Raw genomic sequence first — 18,739 nt, 5'->3', positions numbered from 1 at the left:
TCCAGCCCTATTTTAGAAGCCATTCTATGATTCAGTCCTTATTACATACATTTCATTTAATTTTCCGTGGATAGATCATCTCATCTTCATTATGGCTGCGCAAACAAACATAAGCATGGCAATAGCAAGGGATACCGTGCTCTCACCACGTTTTTGCATCCTGCTGTAGTTAAACGAAAATATGAGCTGCTGTAACCCTAAGATAATCAGGATGATATGCCCTATGCTTTGCGATGTATAAAAGGAAAATCCAATCACTAACAATCCAATGACTGATAGTATTGTATTTATCTTTTGAAAGTTTGTGTTTGTGTTGTTAAATTTTTTGATAATACCACTTCCTTATATCCTATATATTTTACCATGATTAAACACGGATTCTCATTTCCCCATATCTCGTTGATTTCTTGCAGAGGGTAAAACCCTACTTTTGTATAAAAATTTCTTGTATCTTTATAGTTTTGATCTGGATGGGATTCTCCCAGTGTTTTAACCATAAAATACACAATCCCTTTTCTTCTTAACTCTTCTTCACATATATGTATGAGCTTTTTACCCATCCCTCTATGATGGTGTTCCTTTAATATGCCGACTACATATATTTCCGCTGTAAAACGATTATTATATTTTACACTTATAAATCCAACTGGAGTTTCGTTACAATAGGATACGTAAAAATCTGTATCATAGACACCATCTACATATTCTATGAGCGATTGTTCTATTCCAAACCATTCTGGTAACTGTCTTAATATCAAATTACTAATTTCTTTTTTCTTACTATCCTCTGTTATCCGATCAATGGAATACAAATTTGTCGCCTCCTCAACCCTTTGTATAAAATACTTTTATTATTTCGTTCCACTGATAAAAACCTTATATCTAAAGCTGATAACTGGATTATGCAATCCATTTATTCTGGATATAGAAAATCTTTCAACAAGGGACTTTATGAAATAGAACGTTTTTCCAACCTGAATATCCTTCAAAGGAGCGGAAATATAGGTTATTCTTATCTTCAGATAAAAGTATTTGTCTTAGATTGAGCAGTTGTTCCCCCTGTTTATCTGAAATACTTTTTAGTTAAACATAGTATATCGATATCACTCCATCCAAGCTTAAAATCATCGGACAGAGCCAATTTTTATATTTTTATTTTATAATATGTAACAAAGCAGAATACTCCTACAATCAATTTAGTATCTTATCAGCTTCTATTTTTCAAATCCTCTAATATCTTTTCTATATTTTTTACACGTTCCTCAGTACTTAGTGTTTTCTCATGAGTCTCTTTGATAATCCCAATTAAATAAGCTATAAAAAACATTATTATAATTATCAGTATAAATACAAGCAAAAGTCTCACCTCCCCATAATACCGCCTCAAAATTCCTAATCCCTATACTCCGTAAATTCTTCTACATTCACCCATAAAATACCTTTTATTTGGTGGAAATATCTCATTTGTGAATTTATTATAAGTGATTGTTTAAAGTATCACTTGAAAAAAAACTTGTTGTATTCCCAATAGAAAAGCCTTATTCAATTTGAATAGGGCTCTTTTTACACTTATCTTATAATTTATTTAATTCTCTTACCGGCCTTGCTTCTATATATCCTCTGTATCCCATAGGTGCAAGCTGGAATCTAGGACCATCCTCATCTGCCCATTTAAATCCATATATTTCTGATTTATAATTTTTTATTATTTTCCATATGTTTGAAATTTCTATTTCAAACTTATTATCGCATATAAATTGATTATACTACTCATCTATCTTCCTCTCAAATATGATTTCATACTCCATGGGCTTTCCATGTGAATTATAATACATAGGTAATACTTGTACTAATCGCCATCCTTGCTTAGCATGTTCATTAATTATTTCCCTATGATTTGCCTCTTTGAAAAATCCTCCTAGTGTCGCTTGGACATATTTATATTCATACATTTTTCTCTCTCCCTTCTATAATATACCCATCAAAATCCCCGACGGGTTTGTATCCTATTTTCATATAAATACTATTTGAAGTTGGATTGGCTAGATCTGTAAACAAAGAGCAAAACTTATATCCTGAATCTAATAAATGCTGACTTAATGCTGCAACGCAACTGCTTAGATTCTGTCATAACTGCTACAATGATTGAATTTTCGCTTTCCTCCCTGCTATTCTCTTTTACTTGCTATGATATTAAACCATTTTATTCCTTTCGTCAAATAGATAAAAAACCATGGATAAAAATTTCTTTCATCCATGGCTTCTATATTGCCTATCATTTTTTATTTTTTTAAGAACCTATTCAAACCTTTATAAATAGGAACGTTCCTAAATAACTTGATTCTTATTGTAAAAGTCTGTGTTGCCAATTCTTTTGAACCCTACAGATTCATAAAATTTAATCAATCGTTGTTTTAAGGCTACCATCTGTTCGTCTTTAGAGTTCATAATATATTTCACTTCTCCGTCGACTTTCTCTAAAGGTCCTGGCATTAAATATATACAAGATATATCCCGATCCACTTGGTCATATAAAAATTTAGGTAGTTCATCAAAAATTTTTCTACCAATGCCATTTCCTCTGTATTCTTTTTCTATGAATAACTCGGTAATATAAAATCCATTGTCTTTACAATTACCTTTCGATAGTACCTGAATGTAGAAGCTTTTGATTTCTTCTTCATCCTCTTTGTCATTAAACTCTAGAACCTTTAACACTTCCTCAGACTTTAATTCTTTAAGAATATGCTCTGTATTTAGTAAAACCCCCTTAATATATCCTATTCTACCTCTTTCGTCAGTGATATTGATTAATATTTCTTTTCTATAATCCAGCAGCTTCGCATCAGACCGAATATTCTTATTCCTGTCACTATCACTGTCATCACTATCGGAACTATCTGTTTCCATTGATATACACCTCTAATTTTTAGTTTTTGTTCTCTTTCATTATATAATATCCTACTAAACTACTCAACTTTCAAATCCGACGAAAAACATATGTTTATTCATCACCTGATATAGTATGCCCGAATGCCATTAAAAAAAACCATTCTATCTTATGAATCCTCTATTTATCTTAATATTAGTGCAACTTCCCAACATTTATTTTTTACCAAGTTTTTTTAGAATTGAAAAAATCTTGAATGCAAAACATTAAAATCTTCTTTCCAATATGATTCCGGTAATATATAATCTATTATGTATGTTCACTATTGTTTATCGTATTGAAGGGAGAATAACATGAGTATTTTAACAGTTAAAAACCTAACTCACGGCTTCGGAGATCGTGCCATCTTTAATAACGTTTCATTCCGTTTATTAAAAGGTGAGCATATTGGATTGATTGGAGCCAATGGTGAAGGAAAATCTACTTTTATGAATATAATTACAGGAAAATTAGAACCAGACGATGGACAAGTTGAGTGGTCCAAACGTGTTCGAGTTGGTTATTTAGATCAGCATACTGTTCTAGAGAGAGGTATGTCCATCAGAGATGTACTAAAAGGTGCATTTCAATACCTATTTGACCTAGAAACGGAAATGAATACAATATGTGAGAAGATGGGCGATGCGTCTGAAGATGAATTAGAAAAACTTCTTGAAGATATGGGAACCATCCAAGATACTTTAACGAATAATGATTTCTACATTATTGATTCTAAGGTTGAGGAAATTGCTCGAGGTCTTGGTTTAGAAGATATTGGTCTCGACAAAGACGTCCAAGATTTAAGCGGTGGGCAAAGAACAAAGATTTTATTAGCTAAACTACTTCTTGAAAAACCGGATATACTTCTACTGGACGAGCCTACGAACTATTTAGATGAACAACATATCGAATGGTTAAAACGATACTTGCAAGAATATGAAAATGCCTTTATATTGATTTCCCATGATATTCCTTTCCTTAATAGCGTTATTAACCTTATCTATCACATGGAAAATCAGGAATTAAACCGCTATGTTGGAGACTATGATAATTTTATCAACATTTATGAAACTAAAAAGTTACAGCTAGAAGCTGCTCATAGAAAACAACAGCAGGAAATTGCAGATTTAAAAGATTTTGTGGCTAGAAATAAAGCAAGGGTTTCCACTAGAAATATGGCCATGTCTAGACAAAAGAAACTTGATAAAATGGATATTATAGAGCTTCCGGATGAAAAACCAAAACCAGAGTTTAACTTTAAAGAAGCAAAAACTTCTGGCAGATTGATATTTGAAACAAGGGATTTAGTAATTGGATACGATGAACCCCTTTCTAAGCCTTTAAACCTTAGAATGGAACGCGGACAAAAGATCGCTCTTGTCGGTGCCAATGGACTTGGTAAAACTACCCTTCTTCGAAGTATTTTAGGAGAAATAAAAGCTCTTTCTGGCGAAGTTGAACTTGGCGATACGCTATATACTGGATATTTTCAGCAGGAAATAAAAGAAGCAAATTATAACACTTGTATTGAAGAAGTGTGGCATGACTTCCCTTCCCTTAGCCAGTATGAAGTTCGTGCTGCTCTTGCAAAATGTGGATTAACTACAAAGCACATCGAAAGTAAGATCGTTGTATTGAGTGGTGGAGAACATGCCAAAGTACGTCTGTGTAAGCTCATTAATAAAGAAACCAATGTATTGGTTTTAGACGAGCCTACCAATCACTTAGATGTAGATGCGAAAGAGGAGCTGAAGAGAGCCTTAAAAGCATATAAGGGCAGTATTTTATTGATCTGCCATGAGCCTGAATTCTATCAGGATGTTGTAACAGATGTTTGGAATCTTGAGGCTTGGACAACTAAAATCGTATAAATGAACAAACCATTGTATTGAATTCTCTATAATAGAAGATACTAAAAACTCAGCAGTTAAAATAACCTGCTGAGTTTTTTATTTTAAAAGGTTTTTTTATCTATAAGAAATCATTTAGCTGATTCCAATACCGCCACTTGCCTGACCAGTCAACGTAGATGCTATATCAAGACCACCTGTAATAGCTGAAGAAAATACAAGCATCAACCGCATACCTGTTGTAACAGGGAAATTAATACCGCTGATTGAACCTGTAGCAATATCTCCTACAGAAATCAGACCCGTATAAGCTGGAACAAGATTAACTGTTGCTCCTGGAACTGGTGTAAAGGAGTTACTTCCAGCTGGTGCAGAATATACTGTTGCAGAAACTGTAACGGTAGATCCAATTAAACTCAAGCCAACAGTGACGTTAAAGGTCGCAGATAAGGAGTCTAATATACCATCACGAGGTACATTGAAAGCTAGATCACCAATTAGCGTAATATTAATTGCACCACCCAGACCACTTACACCTGTTATGTTTGAACCAAAACCTACGATGCTACCTGTGTTCAATACGCTACCTAGTACAGTGGTCAAAACGGCAGGTGTTACTCCAGAAGCAAATGGGATAATAGCTCCATCTCCTGCTGCACCCGTTGCACCGGTCGGACCAGTCGCTCCAGTGGAACCTGTTGGACCTGTTGGACCTGTTGCTCCCGTTACTCCATTGGCCCCAGTCGCACCTGTTGGACCTGTTGCTCCTGTTACTCCATCGGCCCCAGTCGCACCTGTTGGACCTGTTGCTCCTGTTACTCCATCGGCCCCAGTCGCACCTGTTGGACCTGTTGCTCCCGTTACTCCATCGGCCCCAGTCGCACCTGTTGGACCTGTTGCTCCCGTTACTCCATTGGCCCCAGTCGCACCTGTTGGACCTGTTGGACCTGTTGCTCCTGTTACTCCATTGGCCCCAGTCGCACCTGTTGGACCTGTTGGACCTGTTGCTCCTGTTACTCCATTGGCCCCAGTCGCACCTGTTGGACCTGTTGGACCTGTTGCTCCTGTTACTCCATTGGCCCCAGTCGCACCTGTTGGACCTGTTGCTCCTGTTACTCCATTGACCCCAGTCGCACCTGTTGGACCTGTTGCTCCTGCCGGTCCCGTTATACCAGTTGGACCCGTTGGACCTGTTGGACCTGCTGGACCTCCAGATGGACCTGTTGGACCTGTTGGACCTGTTGAACCCGTCGCTCCGGTGGAACCTGTTGGCCCTGTGGAACCTGTTGCTCCTGTAGTTCCAGTTGGACCTGTAGGACCTGTCGCTCCAGTTGGGCCAGTTGGACCGGTTGCTCCTGTTATTCCACCTAGACATATAATGCATTGTCTACAATGCCCACAATTACAATTTCCACTTCCATTCCAACGGGAGTATCTATGATCATTTTTATAATCCATGTTGACATTTCCTCCTTATTTAATTTAATTTAATTTTTAGTTCTAGAATCTATTAAAAAGAAAATACAATGTAAGTTTTTTGTATTCAAGGAATGTAGTCACCTGATTAACGTCTTAGAAAAGCACAACTCAACTATAAGGGGGAAGGTATGATTATATATTTCTATGAGTCTGATTAAAAGGTACGCCCCTTTTTTCATACCGCAGCGGATACAAGTTATTTCTGTTTAAGTTACCACAACAGTGGTTTTTAATCACTGTTGCGGTAGCCCATATTCCATAAATTAAGCAGACGTATTAACTAAAATAGTGGCTGTAGCGCCCTCCATTAATGCTCCTTGCTCTCCAGTACGGGTGATTCTGATAGACAAAAGATCACATCTTGTAACATTATAGTCTGCTGAAACGAAGGCACAGCAATTACGGGCACCTTCAGAACTTGGACCTGTGACGGTTGCTATAATTCCCGTGTCAATTAACACATCGCCACATGTTGTGCTTCGTACGATTTCTGCCGATATGGTATCATTAGCATCTAATATCTCTGTCCTTATGCTAAAAGCTAAACCTACAATTGTTGAATCTTGTGCGATAACTACAGTATTTCTTGTAAAATCAGCAGAAGCATTTCCAAGACCTAAATACTGATTGTTGGCAATGGATTGGTCTGTGGCTAGATAAATGGTATTTCCTCCTGGACCTGTTGGACCGGTTGCACCTGTTGCTCCTGTCGATCCTGTTGGACCCGTTGGACCCGTTGCACCTGTTGCACCTGTTGCTCCTGTCGGTCCTGTAGCTCCCGTTGGACCTGTTGGGCCTGTTGGGCCTGTTACACCGGTTGCTCCTGTCGGTCCTGACTCTCCTGTTGGACCCGTTGGGCCTGTTACACCGGTTGCTCCTGTCGGTCCTGACTCTCCTGTTGGACCTGTTGGGCCTGTTACACCGGTTGCTCCTGTCGGTCCTGACTCTCCTGTTGGACCCGTTGGGCCTGTTACACCGGTTGCTCCTGTTGGACCTGTTGGACCTGTTGGACCTGTTACACCGGTTGCCCCTGTCGGCCCTGTTGCACCTGTTACACCAGTTGCTCCTGTTGAGCCTGTTGGACCTGTTGGACCGGTTGGGCCTGTTGGACCGGTTGGGCCTGTTGGACCGGTTGGACCGGTTGGTCCTGCTGGACCCCCAGACGGACCGGTTGGACCTGTCGCTCCGGTTGCGCCGGTTGGGCCTGTCGCTCCTGTAGCACCCGTTGGACCTGTGGAACCTGTTGCTCCTGTCGCTCCGGTTGGGCCTGTCGCTCCTGTAGCACCCGTTGGACCGGTTGGGCCTGTTATTCCGCATGGACATATTATACATTGTCTACAATGTCCGCAATGTCCACATTTGCAATCTCTATTCCAATTGTAGTATATATTGTCATTTTTATAATCCATATTGATATATCCTCCTTATTAAATTTAGCTTTTAATTCTGCTAAAATTACACAACTAAAGTTGCTTCATGGCCTATTAGATATTGAACACAGCTAAAGATTTTAGGTATTCACCGACTTTAAATGCTCAAGAATAAAATCCTTTAGCCTGCAAATATTATGAAAATTGGAGGACAAACACAGTGGGTAAATTTAAAGCATATTTTGTGTTGCCTCTATTTTCAATTCCAGTATATGCCTTAGGTCTTTATTCGTTCCCATCTTTTTATTTCTCCCAATGGAGGTCTATTCAAAGCTTATAACGATAAAATATCCATACGAATTGTAGCATTTTATCCTACCTAAAATATAATGTTGTAAGATAATATATTACTAATATATTTATCTTACAATACTATATAAAGGAGTTTTTGATATGAGATGCGACTGCAGTAACAATAGATCGAGAAGTAACTGTTACATTCTTCCAAGGAATTGCCAAGAGCGGAACTATGTAGAGTTTCGGTGCCATCGTCGAAACAATAGACCGCAGCCATGCCCACCATTTCCTTGTTTATGCCCAGTCTGCTGCCATGGTTTTATTTTGATCCCAGGACCGCAAGGCCCTCAAGGGCCTCAGGGACCTCAGGGACCTCAAGGTGCTCAAGGCCCTCAGGGACCACAGGGTGCTCAAGGCCCTGCTGGACCTCAGGGACCTCAAGGACCTCAAGGGCCACAGGGGCCTGAAGGACCTTCCGGTTCATAAGTAGTGCTCTATATAAAACAAGGCTGCTGGTATATACCAACAGCCTTGTTTTATTCTAGTACACTTCCACCCGTTTTTAAAAATATACCTTCCCAGTTTTCAACATATTTACCAGTTGCCCACTCTGCCATGATCACAGTCTCTTCTTCCTTTAAATCGATTCTTATCTTAGGGTATTGATCAAGTTCATTTCCATGGATATCATAAATCAGAAGTTCTCTCTTCGTTTGAACAATTGCTATATCTTTATTGGGAGATGTATATGCATCTAATGCCCTGGGAACTCTATCTTTTATGTTTTTCCAAGGCACAAATAAAGTATCATAGAAAACGACTTTAGAAGGCGGGAGTATATTAATGTTATAATCTGCTGTATTGAATACATTATTTTTCGTATAATTAATTCTTCCCTTTAGCCGCCAATTTCCTAATTTTCTTTCCATTCCAAAGTTCTCTAGCAGTTCCTCCCTATAGAGAATATCTGCATTTTCTATCTTCAAGCTATTGAGTGCCTTCTCCCAAGCCGACTTAATAGATATTACGCCCATCTCCCCTAGAATATCTGATATTTTCACGCTGTTTGCATTCGGCAAACCATCGATAGGCAAAAGCTGTAGCTTACTAGTTTCAAAGTTCATGCCTTTTTCAGTAGTTTCAATGGATATATAATCATTTCCTACATAGTCTATTCTTCTGTGAATCTGTCCTGTAATGAGGTTCGCTGCTTTATAGGATTCCATAGAATTGCTTCCATATCCGCTGGCTTCTATGGATCCTTCAAAATTGAGCTTTTTATTCCTCAAGTTCGCTTCTATTTGAGATTCATTCATTAGAACATTGCTACTTAATATACTTTCTTCTAAAATATTACCTCTTTGTTCTTGGTTTACAGTTATCTTCCAAAAACCGCTCCGCCTAGGAAAAAACAGATGATCCATTTGTAAAACAGGCCCGGATTCGTTATGGATGGAAGATATCCATAACGTCCTATAGTCATATTGATCCTCAGCATCACTGTCTGTGTTTTTTGATCGAAGTCCTATTAAAACCCCGGTATCCGTGGTCTCTACTTTGTCATCTTTGATCTGCTCACCATTGCCGTCATTTTCCTTCGTTATATCTCCAAGGACATAGTCTCCAGTGTGATCTGATAACTTGTTTAAAAGAAGGCTATACCCTTGTATTTTCAAGATGATCTCTTCCGAGTCCAATATCAGAATGTCACAAAAGAATCGTTCATTGTCAATTACAGTGATTACCTCGATTTCTTTATTTGGAAAGCTAAAATCTGAAGGTAAAGATTTTGAGTTAAATAGTAAATAGCTTTCAGCATTGACTGTTTTCATTTGATATTGGGGTTTTTCTAAGCTAATTCCTCGTAGGTACATATGATCCCTAGAAAATTGTACCTGTTTTCCTAGCCAATCCTCTCTATTTTCATTTTTAACAGGAGATTCCGTAGTGAGAATATCTTCGATCTCCCAAACTCCTTCCAACGGCATTAACTGGTTCTTCGGAGGAACGATCATATCGTCCGATGAATCCACACTAGAATGTGAGCATGCTGATATCAACAAGATCATTGAGAGTACAACCCATAATAATTTAACTTTTTTCATTTATTCACACTCCCCCAAAGGCAAAGTAATGATGATCTCAGTACCTTTGTTCAACTGACTTTTAATTTCGAAGGTCCCTTTCATTAAGCTGATGATCTCATCACATATGGATAATCCAATGCCATTTTGAGATAGACTCGTTCTTCCTTTATAAAACTTTTCTTTTACCCTAGGTAAGTCTTCAGCAGAAATCCCATGGCCTGTATCCTTGATATTAAAAATAAAATTGCCATCTCTGTAGGACGCCACCAGTGAAACGCTTCCTCCTGCTGGTGTAAACTTAAATGCATTGTCTAAAACGTTTATAAACACCTGCTTCAATCGGTTTCCATCGGAGCAGAAGATAGGCATCGGCTCTTCTGCTATCACTTCAAATTTGATATTATCCCTCATTGCCCTTGGTGTCAGCTGCTTTTTGATATGGTCTATGATCTCGTTGATATTCACTTCTTTCTTCTCCAAAGATATCTTTCCAGACACAAACTTGGAAAAATCCAAAAGCTCCTCTACCATATTGGCTAGCCGATCACTTTCCGTTTCTATGATATTCAATCCATCGGCTAAAATTTCCTTGTCATCAGGACTATGCTTCAGCGTAATGGCCCATCCTTTAATAGAGGTTAGAGGGGTCCTAAGCTCGTGAGATACGGAGGAAATAAAATCGTTCTTTAGCTCTTCTTTCTTTACAATCTCACTGGCCATGTAGTTCAAGGTATCCGATAGCTTTCCAATTTCATCATCATAGGTCTTAACACTTCTTATACTATAGTCTCCTAAAGCCATTTTTTCTGCGGACTCTGTTACATTTTTTAAAGGACCTGTTATGGTCTTCGTCAGGAATATACCGACAAAGCTGGATATTAAAATTACAAGGGCACCAAATCCAATGAATAGGAAGGCAATCTCATTGATATCCCGATTGACCTCTCTTAAGGAAGTAATAAACCTTAATACTCCCACAATATTTTCTCCCGAGCGTAAAGGATGAGAAATCGCCATGACCTTGTTATTGTCATACTCCACCTTTCCGATCCATGTTCCCATCTCCCCATTAATGGCTCCGATCACATCATCGGTCCTTATGGGGTTGGAAGGGATAACACCGATGGAATCCATTAGAACTTTTCCATTTTTGTCTAGTATTTCTACTTGGGCATTGGTTTGCTTCCAAAAAGTATCCACATTATTTAGTATATTTTCATTGAGCGTAGCATCAGAAAAATATCGGGAATACAAGTCGGCAGAAATACGGATCTGATTGCTTAAGCTCTGCTCTAAATTTCTATAATAATTTTCCTTTACTATATTAATTAAAAATATTTCTAGAATAACAACCGTAATTACTACAATGAATATGAAATTGATGGTTATTCTTCGTTTAATGCTATTCATATTATTTAGCTCCTTTTAGCCGATAGCCTACACCCCAAACAGTCTCTATGATTCGCGGATTGGAAGGATCATCTTCTATCTTCTCTCTGATCCTTCGTACGTGAACATCTACCGTCTTCATATCACCAAAATAATTCTTTCCCCAAACAATATTTAATATTTCGTCCCTGCTGAAGGCTTTATTGTTTCCCTCCATAAACATCTTCATCATGGAAAATTCAATGGGTGTCAGCTCTATTTCAATACCTCTTTTATAAAACTTTTGAGCATCTAAATCCAATTCAAACTCCCTCAAGGAAATAATCTTGTTTAATTGACCCTTTGCATTATCAATTTTTCTAAGGTTTGCTCTTATTCTAGCAATGAGCTCCAAAGGATTAAATGGCTTTACCATATAGTCATCAGCCCCTAATTCCAATCCCATGATTTTATCCATATCCTGACTTTTTGCCGTTAACATGATAATTACGATATTGGGTATAGATTTTCTTATGTTTTGGCATACTTCAAAGCCATCTATTCCTGGCAGCATCAGGTCTAGAACCACAACCTTAGGTTGTGTTCGCGTTATAATATCCAGAGCTTCTTCTCCCGAGGCTGCTTCTATGACTTCAAAACCATCTCTATTTAAATTAATTGCTAAGAACTTTCGAATAGATGTTTCATCTTCTACGACTAATACCTTTATTCTCTCTTCCATAATATTGCACCTGCCTTTTTAAAGTAGTCTACTTATCTGTATTTTACTATAGTTTTCTTCATCTATCTATAAAATATGACCATAAAAACGGGGATTTCATTAAAGTTTTACCTATTGGTAACTATTGGTTATATTTGTAATCCTTTTGTAATATTTTTTAATTAGTTTGTAAAGCAAAAGTACACTGTGCGGTGTATTATCTAACTATACAAAAAGCGTTTAAAGAAATAATCCGCTCTAAACGTACATAATATTTTAGGAGGGGTTTATATGAAAAAATTCGTAGGTATATCTTTATCCATAGCTCTTATTGGAGCTTTTGTAGTAGGTTGCAGTCCTAAAGCACCAACTGGGTCCGTCAATGAGAAAACATTAAGCCAAAAGAAGGAGCTGCCAATAAAAGTAGAAGACAAGGTAATCTCTAGCGACAATGGGGTTTTAAATAGCAGTATTAAACTGCCGGTATTCTCCAATGATAAAAATCAAAGCATCCTAGATGAAATCAATGCTCGGCTTGAAAAAAATGCTACGGACATCAATAAAGAACTGGCTACAATTGCTGAAAACGATTCAAAAGAAGCTAAAAAATCAAATTTTGAATTCCGTCCTTACGAGCTGTTAGTGGATTATACAATTCATACAGTGAACGAAAAGGTATTAAGTTTAACTACTTTAAATTATCAATATACAGGCGGGGCTCATGGTATGAGCATTAAAGTTCCGTATAACTTTGATTTAACTACTGGAAAAGAAATTACTTTAAAAGACTTATTTAAAGAAGGAACTGCTTATAAGAATATCATCAATGAAGAAATTCAAAAACAAATAAAATCAGAACCTGAAAAATTCTTCCCAGACGAGGTAGAATTATTTAGTGGAATTAAAGATGATCAAAATTTCTTTATTGAAAACGATCAATTGTTTATCTATTTTGGTCAGTATGATATAGCACCATATTCTTCTGGCATCATTGAGTTTGAAATTCCAAGCAGTATTTTAAAAGATGTTATTTCAACCTCCTTTATTAAATAAATTTCAACATAAAAAAAGCTTCGAAAGAAGCTTTTTTTTGTTGTCCATATAAATGATGGCTTTGGTGCTCTTCGTTGATTACCTTGAATTTTTTAAAGCGTCGATCAATGCTGGAATCACTTTATTCACATCCCCTACAATTCCAACATCTGCTAATTCAAATATAGGAGCATCTGCGTTCTTATTGATCGCTATGATAAGCTCAGATTCCTCCATACCGGTTACGTGTTGGATTGCACCAGAGATTCCACAAGCAATATAAAGATCCGGTCTTACAGTTTTTCCTGTCTGCCCTACTTGATAATCCCTTTCGATCCATCCTGCATCCACAACAGCTCTAGAGCCAGATACCACACCGCCTAACTCCTTTGCTAATTTTTCTAAGACTTCAAAATTTTCCTTCTTACCGATTCCTCTTCCTCCAGATACCAGTACATTGGCTTCCTCGATCTTTACCTTTTTCTTGGATTCCTTCACCACCTCTAGAACTTCCACATTCATATGACTCTCATTCAGCTCTGGACTTAATTCTATGATATCACCCCTGCGCCCCTCATCTCTCGTACGCTTCACCATAACACCAGGTCTTACGGTAGACATCTGTGGTCTATGCTCTGGACAAATAATAGTCGCCATAATATTTCCCCCAAATGCTGGTCTTGTCATTAGGAGATTTTTAGTTTCCTCTTCAATTTCTAGACTTGTACAGTCTGCCGTTAGACCAGTGTGTATCCTCGCTGATATTCTAGGCGCTAAATCCCTTCCGATGGCCGTAGCACCAATTAATATAATCTCTGGGTTATGTCCTTTAATTGCATCGCACATCACCTTGGTATAGGGTTCTGTTATATAAATATTCAGCATAGGATGATCTGCTACAATGACCTTGTCCGCACCGTAATATAATAATTCCTTAGACAGGTCCTTTATACCTTCCCCTAACAGGACTGCTGTTAGCTCCGTTTTTAATTCATCTGCAAGTTCCCTGCCCTTGCCTAATAACTCCAAGGATACATTTTGTATTTCTCCGTCCCTTTGTTCTGCAAATACCCAAATGCCTTTATGGCCTAAAGAGCTCATATTCTTCCTCCTAACTATATCATATATTTTTCTTTTAATTTATCTACTATGATTTCTGCCGCTTCCTTGGCATCCACTACAAAAACCTTACCCGCTGTCTTCGCTCCCTTAGTAAAGGATTTTTTCACCTTCGTAGGAGAACCTTTTAATCCGATATTCTCCATATCCACATGGATATTATTCAAATTCCATACTTCCACTTCTTTGCTGTTATAAGCATCGTAGATTCCACCGACACTCATATATCGGGCTTCATTCAACTCTTTTATGGTAGTGATTAAACAAGGTGTCGTTACTCTCACCGTATGGTAGCGATCTTCAAAAACCCTTTTTAATATGATTCGATCCCCATCTAATTTTAAATCCTCCACATAGCTTACCTGAGGTAGATTTAAATGCTCTGCGATTTGAGGTCCAACTTGAGCCGTATCTCCATCGATGGCTTGTCTTCCTGCAATGACTAAGTCGTATTCCAGCTCTTTAATTGCCGCAGCTAAAGTGCTGGATGTAGCCCAAGTATCAGCTCCTGAGAAAGCACGATCTGTCAATAAAATCCCTCGGTCTGCTCCCATTGCAAATGCTTCTCTAATGGCAGCCTCTGCCTGAGGTGGTCCCATTGTTAGAACAGTTATATGCGCACCGATTTCATCTTTAATTCTCAGGGCTGCTTCTAAACCACTTTTATCGTCGGGGTTAATGATACTCGGTACACCGTCACGAATTAATGTTCCTGTTTTTGGGTCAAGCTTTACTTCCGTTGTATCGGGCACTTGTTTGATACAAACAATAATTTTCATATGATTTCCTCCTCTACTTAAGCAATTGTGCAGAGATTACCATTCTTTGAACCTCTGATGTACCTTCATATATTTCTGTGATTTTAGCATCTCGCATCATTCTTTCCACAGGATATTCCCTTGTGTATCCATAGCCGCCATGCAGCTGGACTGCCTTTACCGTTACTTCCATCGCTGTTTCTGAAGCGAAAAGCTTTGCCATAGCCGCCTCATTTGAGTAAGGTAACCCCTCCTGCTTTAAGAAAGCCGCTTTATATACTAAAAGCCGAGCTGCTTCAATTTTCGTTGCCATATCCGCCAATTGAAATTGGGTGTTTTGGAAATAAGAAATTGACTTTCCAAATTGTTTCCTCTCCTTTACATAGCTCACAGTTTCGTCCAAGGCCCCTTGTGCAATTCCTAGGGCTTGAGCAGCGATACCAATTCTTCCGCCATCTAGGGTTTTCATAGCAATTCCAAAGCCTTTGCCCTCTTTCCCTAAAAGGTTCTCTTTCGGTATTCTACAGTTTTCAAATACCAGCTCACAGGTAGAGGAGCCTTTAATCCCCAGCTTTGATTCTTTTTTACCGATACTAAAGCCCGGCGTATCTGCCTCTACGATAAAGGCTGAAATCCCTCTCGTTCCTTGAGACTTGTCCGTCATGGCCATGATAATATAAATGTCTGCATATCCTGCATTGGTTATAAAGATTTTACTGCCATTTAAAATGTAATGGTCTCCATCTAATACTGCTATTGTTTGCTGAGCAGAGGCGTCAGTTCCTGCATTGGGCTCTGTTAGGCCAAAGGCACCCAACTTTTCTCCCGATGCTAAAGAAGGTAAATATTTTTCTTTCTGCTCTTTTGTACCAAACTCATAAATTGGTGCCGCTCCTAAGGATGTATGGGCAGATACAATAACACCCGTTGTTGCACACACCTTGGAAAGCTCCTCTACAGCCATGGCATAGGCGATACTATCTCCACCAGAGCCGCCCCATTCCTTTGGAAAAGGGATGCCCATAAATCCATAACGTGCTAATTTTTTTACAGTTTCAACGGGAAACATTTCCTTTTCGTCTACTTCTTCTGCAAGGGGTTTCACCTCTTTTTGAGCAAACTCTTGGTATAGATTTTTAAGCATTAAATGCTCCTTTGATAAGGTAAAGTTCATCACGAATCCTCCATTCTATATTTACTAGATCTTTAATTACTTAGGGGGCATCACGGTAGCAACACCGGATAGAACAACGACACCCTCTTGATTTGTACATGTGGTACTTAATTTTATTCTATTCTTTTCAACATTCATCTCTATTACTTCTACCGTTGCTAGGATCGTATCATTAAATCTTACTGGGGCTAAGAATTTTAATTCTTGACCCATATAAATGGTTCCTGGTCCAGGGAGCTGCATTCCAAGCACAGCAGATATTAAGCCAGCAGTTAGCATACCATGGGCAATTCTTCCCTTAAATAAACTACCTTGTGCAGATATTTCATTGATATGGGCTGGATTTAAATCACCCGTAATTCCAGCATATAAATATACATCTGTCTCTGTAATTGTTTTCTGAAAAGAAGCTTGATCTCCAACTTTTATTTCACTAATTTTTTTCCCTACCATTTATAAAACCTCCTTGTTTTTTATTTAACAATATATAACGCAATTACCATGCCATTTTAGTAAAAACGTTATATTTTTGCTGAAATATTTTTCTTTAACAAGAATTCTTTGAGTTTCTTTAGGAGATAGTGAACTGTAGCATTTGAAACTTCAATAGTTTAGACTTATTGAAACTTTATTCCCTAGAACACTGCACCTTTTCCGAAAGAATATCCCAGATAAATTTTTGAAGTAGAATACTTTTCATTCTTTAGAATTTTGTTAATAAAATAACCAATTGGGCTGAAAAAATAAAATAACTGTACTTTTTAATTACAGTTATTTTACTTTTCATTGCTTTTTCAACTAAATAGTTTATGTCCATGTTTTGAACAGTGTAGTATTTATTAACAAGCTTAAAGAACAACGCCTCCATCTACGCTTAAGGTTGCACCTGTAATAAAGCCCGCATCCTCTGATGCTAGGAATGCATATGCATTGGCAATATCCTCCGGTGTTCCCAAACGATTTAAAGGTGACTTTCCTTTCATCATGTCGATTACCTTGTCCGGCATTTTAGCAACCATTGGTGTCCCAATAAACCCAGGTGCAACAGTATTGACACGGATACCTTTTTTACCCAATTCCTTTGCCCATGTTTTTGTCATACCGATGACACCAAATTTCGTTGCTGCATAATTTGTCTGTCCAAAGTTTCCATAAAGCCCAACTACGGATGATGCATTTAAAATAACGCCGCCACCATTCTCCACCATTACAGGCACAACGATTTGTGTACAGTTATATACACCTTTTAAATTAACTGCAATCACCTTATCAAAAGCCTCTTCTTCCATCTTCACCAATTGACTATCTGCAGTAATTCCTGCATTGTTTACCAATACATCGATTTTACCCCATTTCGCGACAACATCGGATACCATTGCTTGTATCTGTTCTCTGTTTACTACATTCACTTCATAAGTTAATAACTCTGCACCAATTTCATTAATCTCAGAAGAAACTTCATCCATTGCCTCTAACTTTACATCGATGGCTACAACCTTCGCACCCTCCTCAGCAAATTTAACTGCTGTTGCCTTTCCAATTCCTTGCGCTGCACCAGTAACTAAAACTACTTTATCTTTAAATTTCATGATAAATCCTCCTTTTAAAGTTGATCATTTTTTGAATAGATTATTTAATAGGTGTAGAAACCTTTTCCGGTCTTTCTTCCTAAGAGGCCACCCCTTACCATTTTTCGAAGAAGTGGATGGGGTCTATATTTGTCATCGCCAAATTCCTTATGCAGTATTTCCATAATAAATAGGCAAACATCGTTTCCGATTAAATCTGCAAGGGCCAAAGGACCAATCGGATGATTTGCTCCTAGTTTCATGGCATCATCAATTTCTTCCTTCGTAGAAACTCCGTCACTGAATATACCAATGGCTTCGTTAACCATCGGAATCAGAATTCTATTGACTACGAATCCTGGAGCTTCCTCTACCTCTACAGGCGTTTTCTCTATTCTGTTAATGATTTTAACAATGGCAGATTTACATTCTTCTGAAGTAGCAATTCCCTTAATCACCTCTACCAGCTTCATCACAGGTACTGGATTGAAAAAGTGCATTCCAATTACCCGATCCGGTCGATTGGTAGCATTGGCGATTTCCGTAATTGATAGAGAAGATGTGTTAGTTGCCAGTATGGTTTCTTTCCTGCACACCTTGTCTAACTCAGAAAAAATTTGCTTTTTCATCTCCATATTCTCTACTGCCGCTTCAATAACAAGATCTACTTCTTTTAAATCCGTTATGTTGATTGTTCCTTTAATTCTATTTAAAGTTTCATTTTTATCGAGATCCGTTATTTTTCCTTTTTCTACTTTTTTGTTTAAATTCTTTGTGATAAGACCAATTCCTCGATTTATAAATTCCTCATTGATATCCCTCAATATAATTTCATATCCGTATTCAGCAAGTACCTGCGCAATCCCCGACCCCATTGTACCCGATCCAATAATTCCTATTTTTTTCAATACAACATCCCTCCTTTTATTATTTTTATATGGAATAGGGAATTTTTACTTCCCTATTCCATAAGGTTGACTATAGGTG

Annotated in this window: 17 protein-coding genes; 2 read left to right on the top strand and 15 right to left on the bottom strand. The window is 37.9% G+C overall.

Features of this window, described 5'->3' with window-relative positions; genetic code table 11:
- Window positions 1–287: 287 nt before the first annotated feature.
- The 3 genes from CLOS_RS00610 to CLOS_RS00600 form a co-directional block, all read right to left on the bottom strand.
- Window positions 288–812, bottom strand: a complete 525-nt coding sequence (locus tag CLOS_RS00610) for a GNAT family N-acetyltransferase (protein ID WP_012157989.1) — start codon at window positions 810–812, stop codon at window positions 288–290.
- A 954-nt stretch (window positions 813–1,766) separates the two neighbouring features.
- Window positions 1,767–1,952 (bottom strand): DUF4177 domain-containing protein, encoded by a 186-nt coding sequence (locus tag CLOS_RS00605; RefSeq protein WP_012157988.1) that lies wholly within the window; start codon window positions 1,950–1,952, stop codon window positions 1,767–1,769.
- A gap of 376 nt (window positions 1,953–2,328) precedes the next feature.
- Entirely contained in the window at window positions 2,329–2,910 is a 582-nt protein-coding gene (locus tag CLOS_RS00600; protein ID WP_012157987.1) for a GNAT family N-acetyltransferase, read from the bottom strand.
- A 333-nt stretch (window positions 2,911–3,243) separates the two neighbouring features.
- Between CLOS_RS00600 and CLOS_RS00595 the strand changes: the two genes are divergently transcribed.
- Window positions 3,244–4,800: an ABC-F family ATP-binding cassette domain-containing protein gene (locus CLOS_RS00595; RefSeq protein ID WP_012157986.1), complete on the top strand. Its 1,557-nt coding sequence runs from the start codon at window positions 3,244–3,246 to the stop codon at window positions 4,798–4,800.
- Window positions 4,801–4,914: 114 nt separating this feature from the next.
- Here the strand turns inward: CLOS_RS00595 and CLOS_RS00590 are convergent, their stop codons facing one another.
- The 6 genes from CLOS_RS00590 to CLOS_RS00570 all read right to left on the bottom strand — a co-directional run bounded on the left by CLOS_RS00590 (window position 4,915) and on the right by CLOS_RS00570 (window position 12,122).
- Window positions 4,915–6,237, bottom strand: coding sequence for an exosporium glycoprotein BclB-related protein (locus CLOS_RS00590; protein WP_012157985.1), 1,323 nt, complete (start codon window positions 6,235–6,237; stop codon window positions 4,915–4,917).
- Window positions 6,238–6,521: 284 nt separating this feature from the next.
- Window positions 6,522–7,667 (bottom strand): collagen-like domain-containing protein, encoded by a 1,146-nt coding sequence (locus CLOS_RS16230; protein ID WP_012157984.1) that lies wholly within the window; start codon window positions 7,665–7,667, stop codon window positions 6,522–6,524.
- Between the two features lie 577 nt (window positions 7,668–8,244).
- Window positions 8,245–8,451 (bottom strand): hypothetical protein, encoded by a 207-nt coding sequence (locus CLOS_RS16145; RefSeq protein ID WP_242649584.1) that lies wholly within the window; start codon window positions 8,449–8,451, stop codon window positions 8,245–8,247.
- 10 nt (window positions 8,452–8,461) lie between these two features.
- Entirely contained in the window at window positions 8,462–10,030 is a 1,569-nt protein-coding gene (locus CLOS_RS15140; RefSeq protein ID WP_012157982.1) for a hypothetical protein, read from the bottom strand.
- Window positions 10,031–11,422, bottom strand: a complete 1,392-nt coding sequence (locus CLOS_RS00575) for a sensor histidine kinase (RefSeq protein WP_012157981.1) — start codon at window positions 11,420–11,422, stop codon at window positions 10,031–10,033.
- A gap of 1 nt (window position 11,423) precedes the next feature.
- Entirely contained in the window at window positions 11,424–12,122 is a 699-nt protein-coding gene (locus CLOS_RS00570) for a response regulator transcription factor (RefSeq protein WP_012157980.1), read from the bottom strand.
- 270 nt (window positions 12,123–12,392) lie between these two features.
- Here CLOS_RS00570 and CLOS_RS15135 point away from each other — a divergent pair, with 270 nt between their 5' ends.
- On the top strand, window positions 12,393–13,154 hold the full coding sequence (locus CLOS_RS15135) for a DUF3298 and DUF4163 domain-containing protein (protein WP_012157979.1): 762 nt from the start codon (window positions 12,393–12,395) through the stop codon (window positions 13,152–13,154).
- 78 nt (window positions 13,155–13,232) lie between these two features.
- Here CLOS_RS15135 and CLOS_RS00560 read toward each other — a convergent pair whose 3' ends face one another.
- The 6 genes from CLOS_RS00560 to CLOS_RS00535 form a co-directional block, all read right to left on the bottom strand.
- Window positions 13,233–14,234, bottom strand: coding sequence for an electron transfer flavoprotein subunit alpha/FixB family protein (locus CLOS_RS00560; protein ID WP_012157978.1), 1,002 nt, complete (start codon window positions 14,232–14,234; stop codon window positions 13,233–13,235).
- A 14-nt stretch (window positions 14,235–14,248) separates the two neighbouring features.
- The gene (locus CLOS_RS00555; RefSeq protein WP_012157977.1) at window positions 14,249–15,031 is read right to left on the bottom strand and encodes an electron transfer flavoprotein subunit beta/FixA family protein; all 783 of its coding nucleotides are present in this window, start codon (window positions 15,029–15,031) and stop codon (window positions 14,249–14,251) included.
- A 13-nt stretch (window positions 15,032–15,044) separates the two neighbouring features.
- Window positions 15,045–16,184 (bottom strand): acyl-CoA dehydrogenase, encoded by a 1,140-nt coding sequence (locus CLOS_RS00550; RefSeq protein ID WP_012157976.1) that lies wholly within the window; start codon window positions 16,182–16,184, stop codon window positions 15,045–15,047.
- A gap of 36 nt (window positions 16,185–16,220) precedes the next feature.
- Window positions 16,221–16,637 (bottom strand): MaoC family dehydratase, encoded by a 417-nt coding sequence (locus tag CLOS_RS00545; protein ID WP_012157975.1) that lies wholly within the window; start codon window positions 16,635–16,637, stop codon window positions 16,221–16,223.
- Between the two features lie 395 nt (window positions 16,638–17,032).
- Window positions 17,033–17,773 (bottom strand): 3-oxoacyl-[acyl-carrier-protein] reductase, encoded by a 741-nt coding sequence (gene fabG, locus CLOS_RS00540; protein ID WP_012157974.1) that lies wholly within the window; start codon window positions 17,771–17,773, stop codon window positions 17,033–17,035.
- Between the two features lie 44 nt (window positions 17,774–17,817).
- Window positions 17,818–18,660: a 3-hydroxybutyryl-CoA dehydrogenase gene (locus CLOS_RS00535; RefSeq protein ID WP_012157973.1), complete on the bottom strand. Its 843-nt coding sequence runs from the start codon at window positions 18,658–18,660 to the stop codon at window positions 17,818–17,820.
- Window positions 18,661–18,739: the final 79 nt, after the last annotated feature.

Source organism: Alkaliphilus oremlandii OhILAs (assembly GCF_000018325.1).
GTDB lineage: Bacteria > Bacillota > Clostridia > Peptostreptococcales > Natronincolaceae > Alkaliphilus_B > Alkaliphilus_B oremlandii.
The sequence above is the reverse complement of the archived record's forward strand: the minus strand, read 5'-3'. Positions and strand labels throughout refer to the sequence as shown.

Coding starts and splice junctions, on each gene's coding strand:
- CLOS_RS00605 (WP_012157988.1), bottom strand. CDS start 1,952: ATGTATGAATATAAATATGTCCAAGCGACACTAGGAGGATTTTTCAAA.
- CLOS_RS00600 (WP_012157987.1), bottom strand. CDS start 2,910: ATGGAAACAGATAGTTCCGATAGTGATGACAGTGATAGTGACAGGAAT.
- CLOS_RS00595 (WP_012157986.1), top strand. CDS start 3,244: ATGAGTATTTTAACAGTTAAAAACCTAACTCACGGCTTCGGAGATCGT.
- CLOS_RS00590 (WP_012157985.1), bottom strand. CDS start 6,237: ATGGATTATAAAAATGATCATAGATACTCCCGTTGGAATGGAAGTGGA.
- CLOS_RS16230 (WP_012157984.1), bottom strand. CDS start 7,667: ATGGATTATAAAAATGACAATATATACTACAATTGGAATAGAGATTGC.
- CLOS_RS15140 (WP_012157982.1), bottom strand. CDS start 10,030: ATGAAAAAAGTTAAATTATTATGGGTTGTACTCTCAATGATCTTGTTG.
- CLOS_RS00575 (WP_012157981.1), bottom strand. CDS start 11,422: ATGAATAGCATTAAACGAAGAATAACCATCAATTTCATATTCATTGTA.
- CLOS_RS00570 (WP_012157980.1), bottom strand. CDS start 12,122: ATGGAAGAGAGAATAAAGGTATTAGTCGTAGAAGATGAAACATCTATT.
- CLOS_RS15135 (WP_012157979.1), top strand. CDS start 12,393: ATGAAAAAATTCGTAGGTATATCTTTATCCATAGCTCTTATTGGAGCT.
- CLOS_RS00560 (WP_012157978.1), bottom strand. CDS start 14,234: ATGAGCTCTTTAGGCCATAAAGGCATTTGGGTATTTGCAGAACAAAGG.
- CLOS_RS00555 (WP_012157977.1), bottom strand. CDS start 15,031: ATGAAAATTATTGTTTGTATCAAACAAGTGCCCGATACAACGGAAGTA.
- CLOS_RS00550 (WP_012157976.1), bottom strand. CDS start 16,184: ATGAACTTTACCTTATCAAAGGAGCATTTAATGCTTAAAAATCTATAC.
- CLOS_RS00545 (WP_012157975.1), bottom strand. CDS start 16,637: ATGGTAGGGAAAAAAATTAGTGAAATAAAAGTTGGAGATCAAGCTTCT.
- fabG (WP_012157974.1), bottom strand. CDS start 17,773: ATGAAATTTAAAGATAAAGTAGTTTTAGTTACTGGTGCAGCGCAAGGA.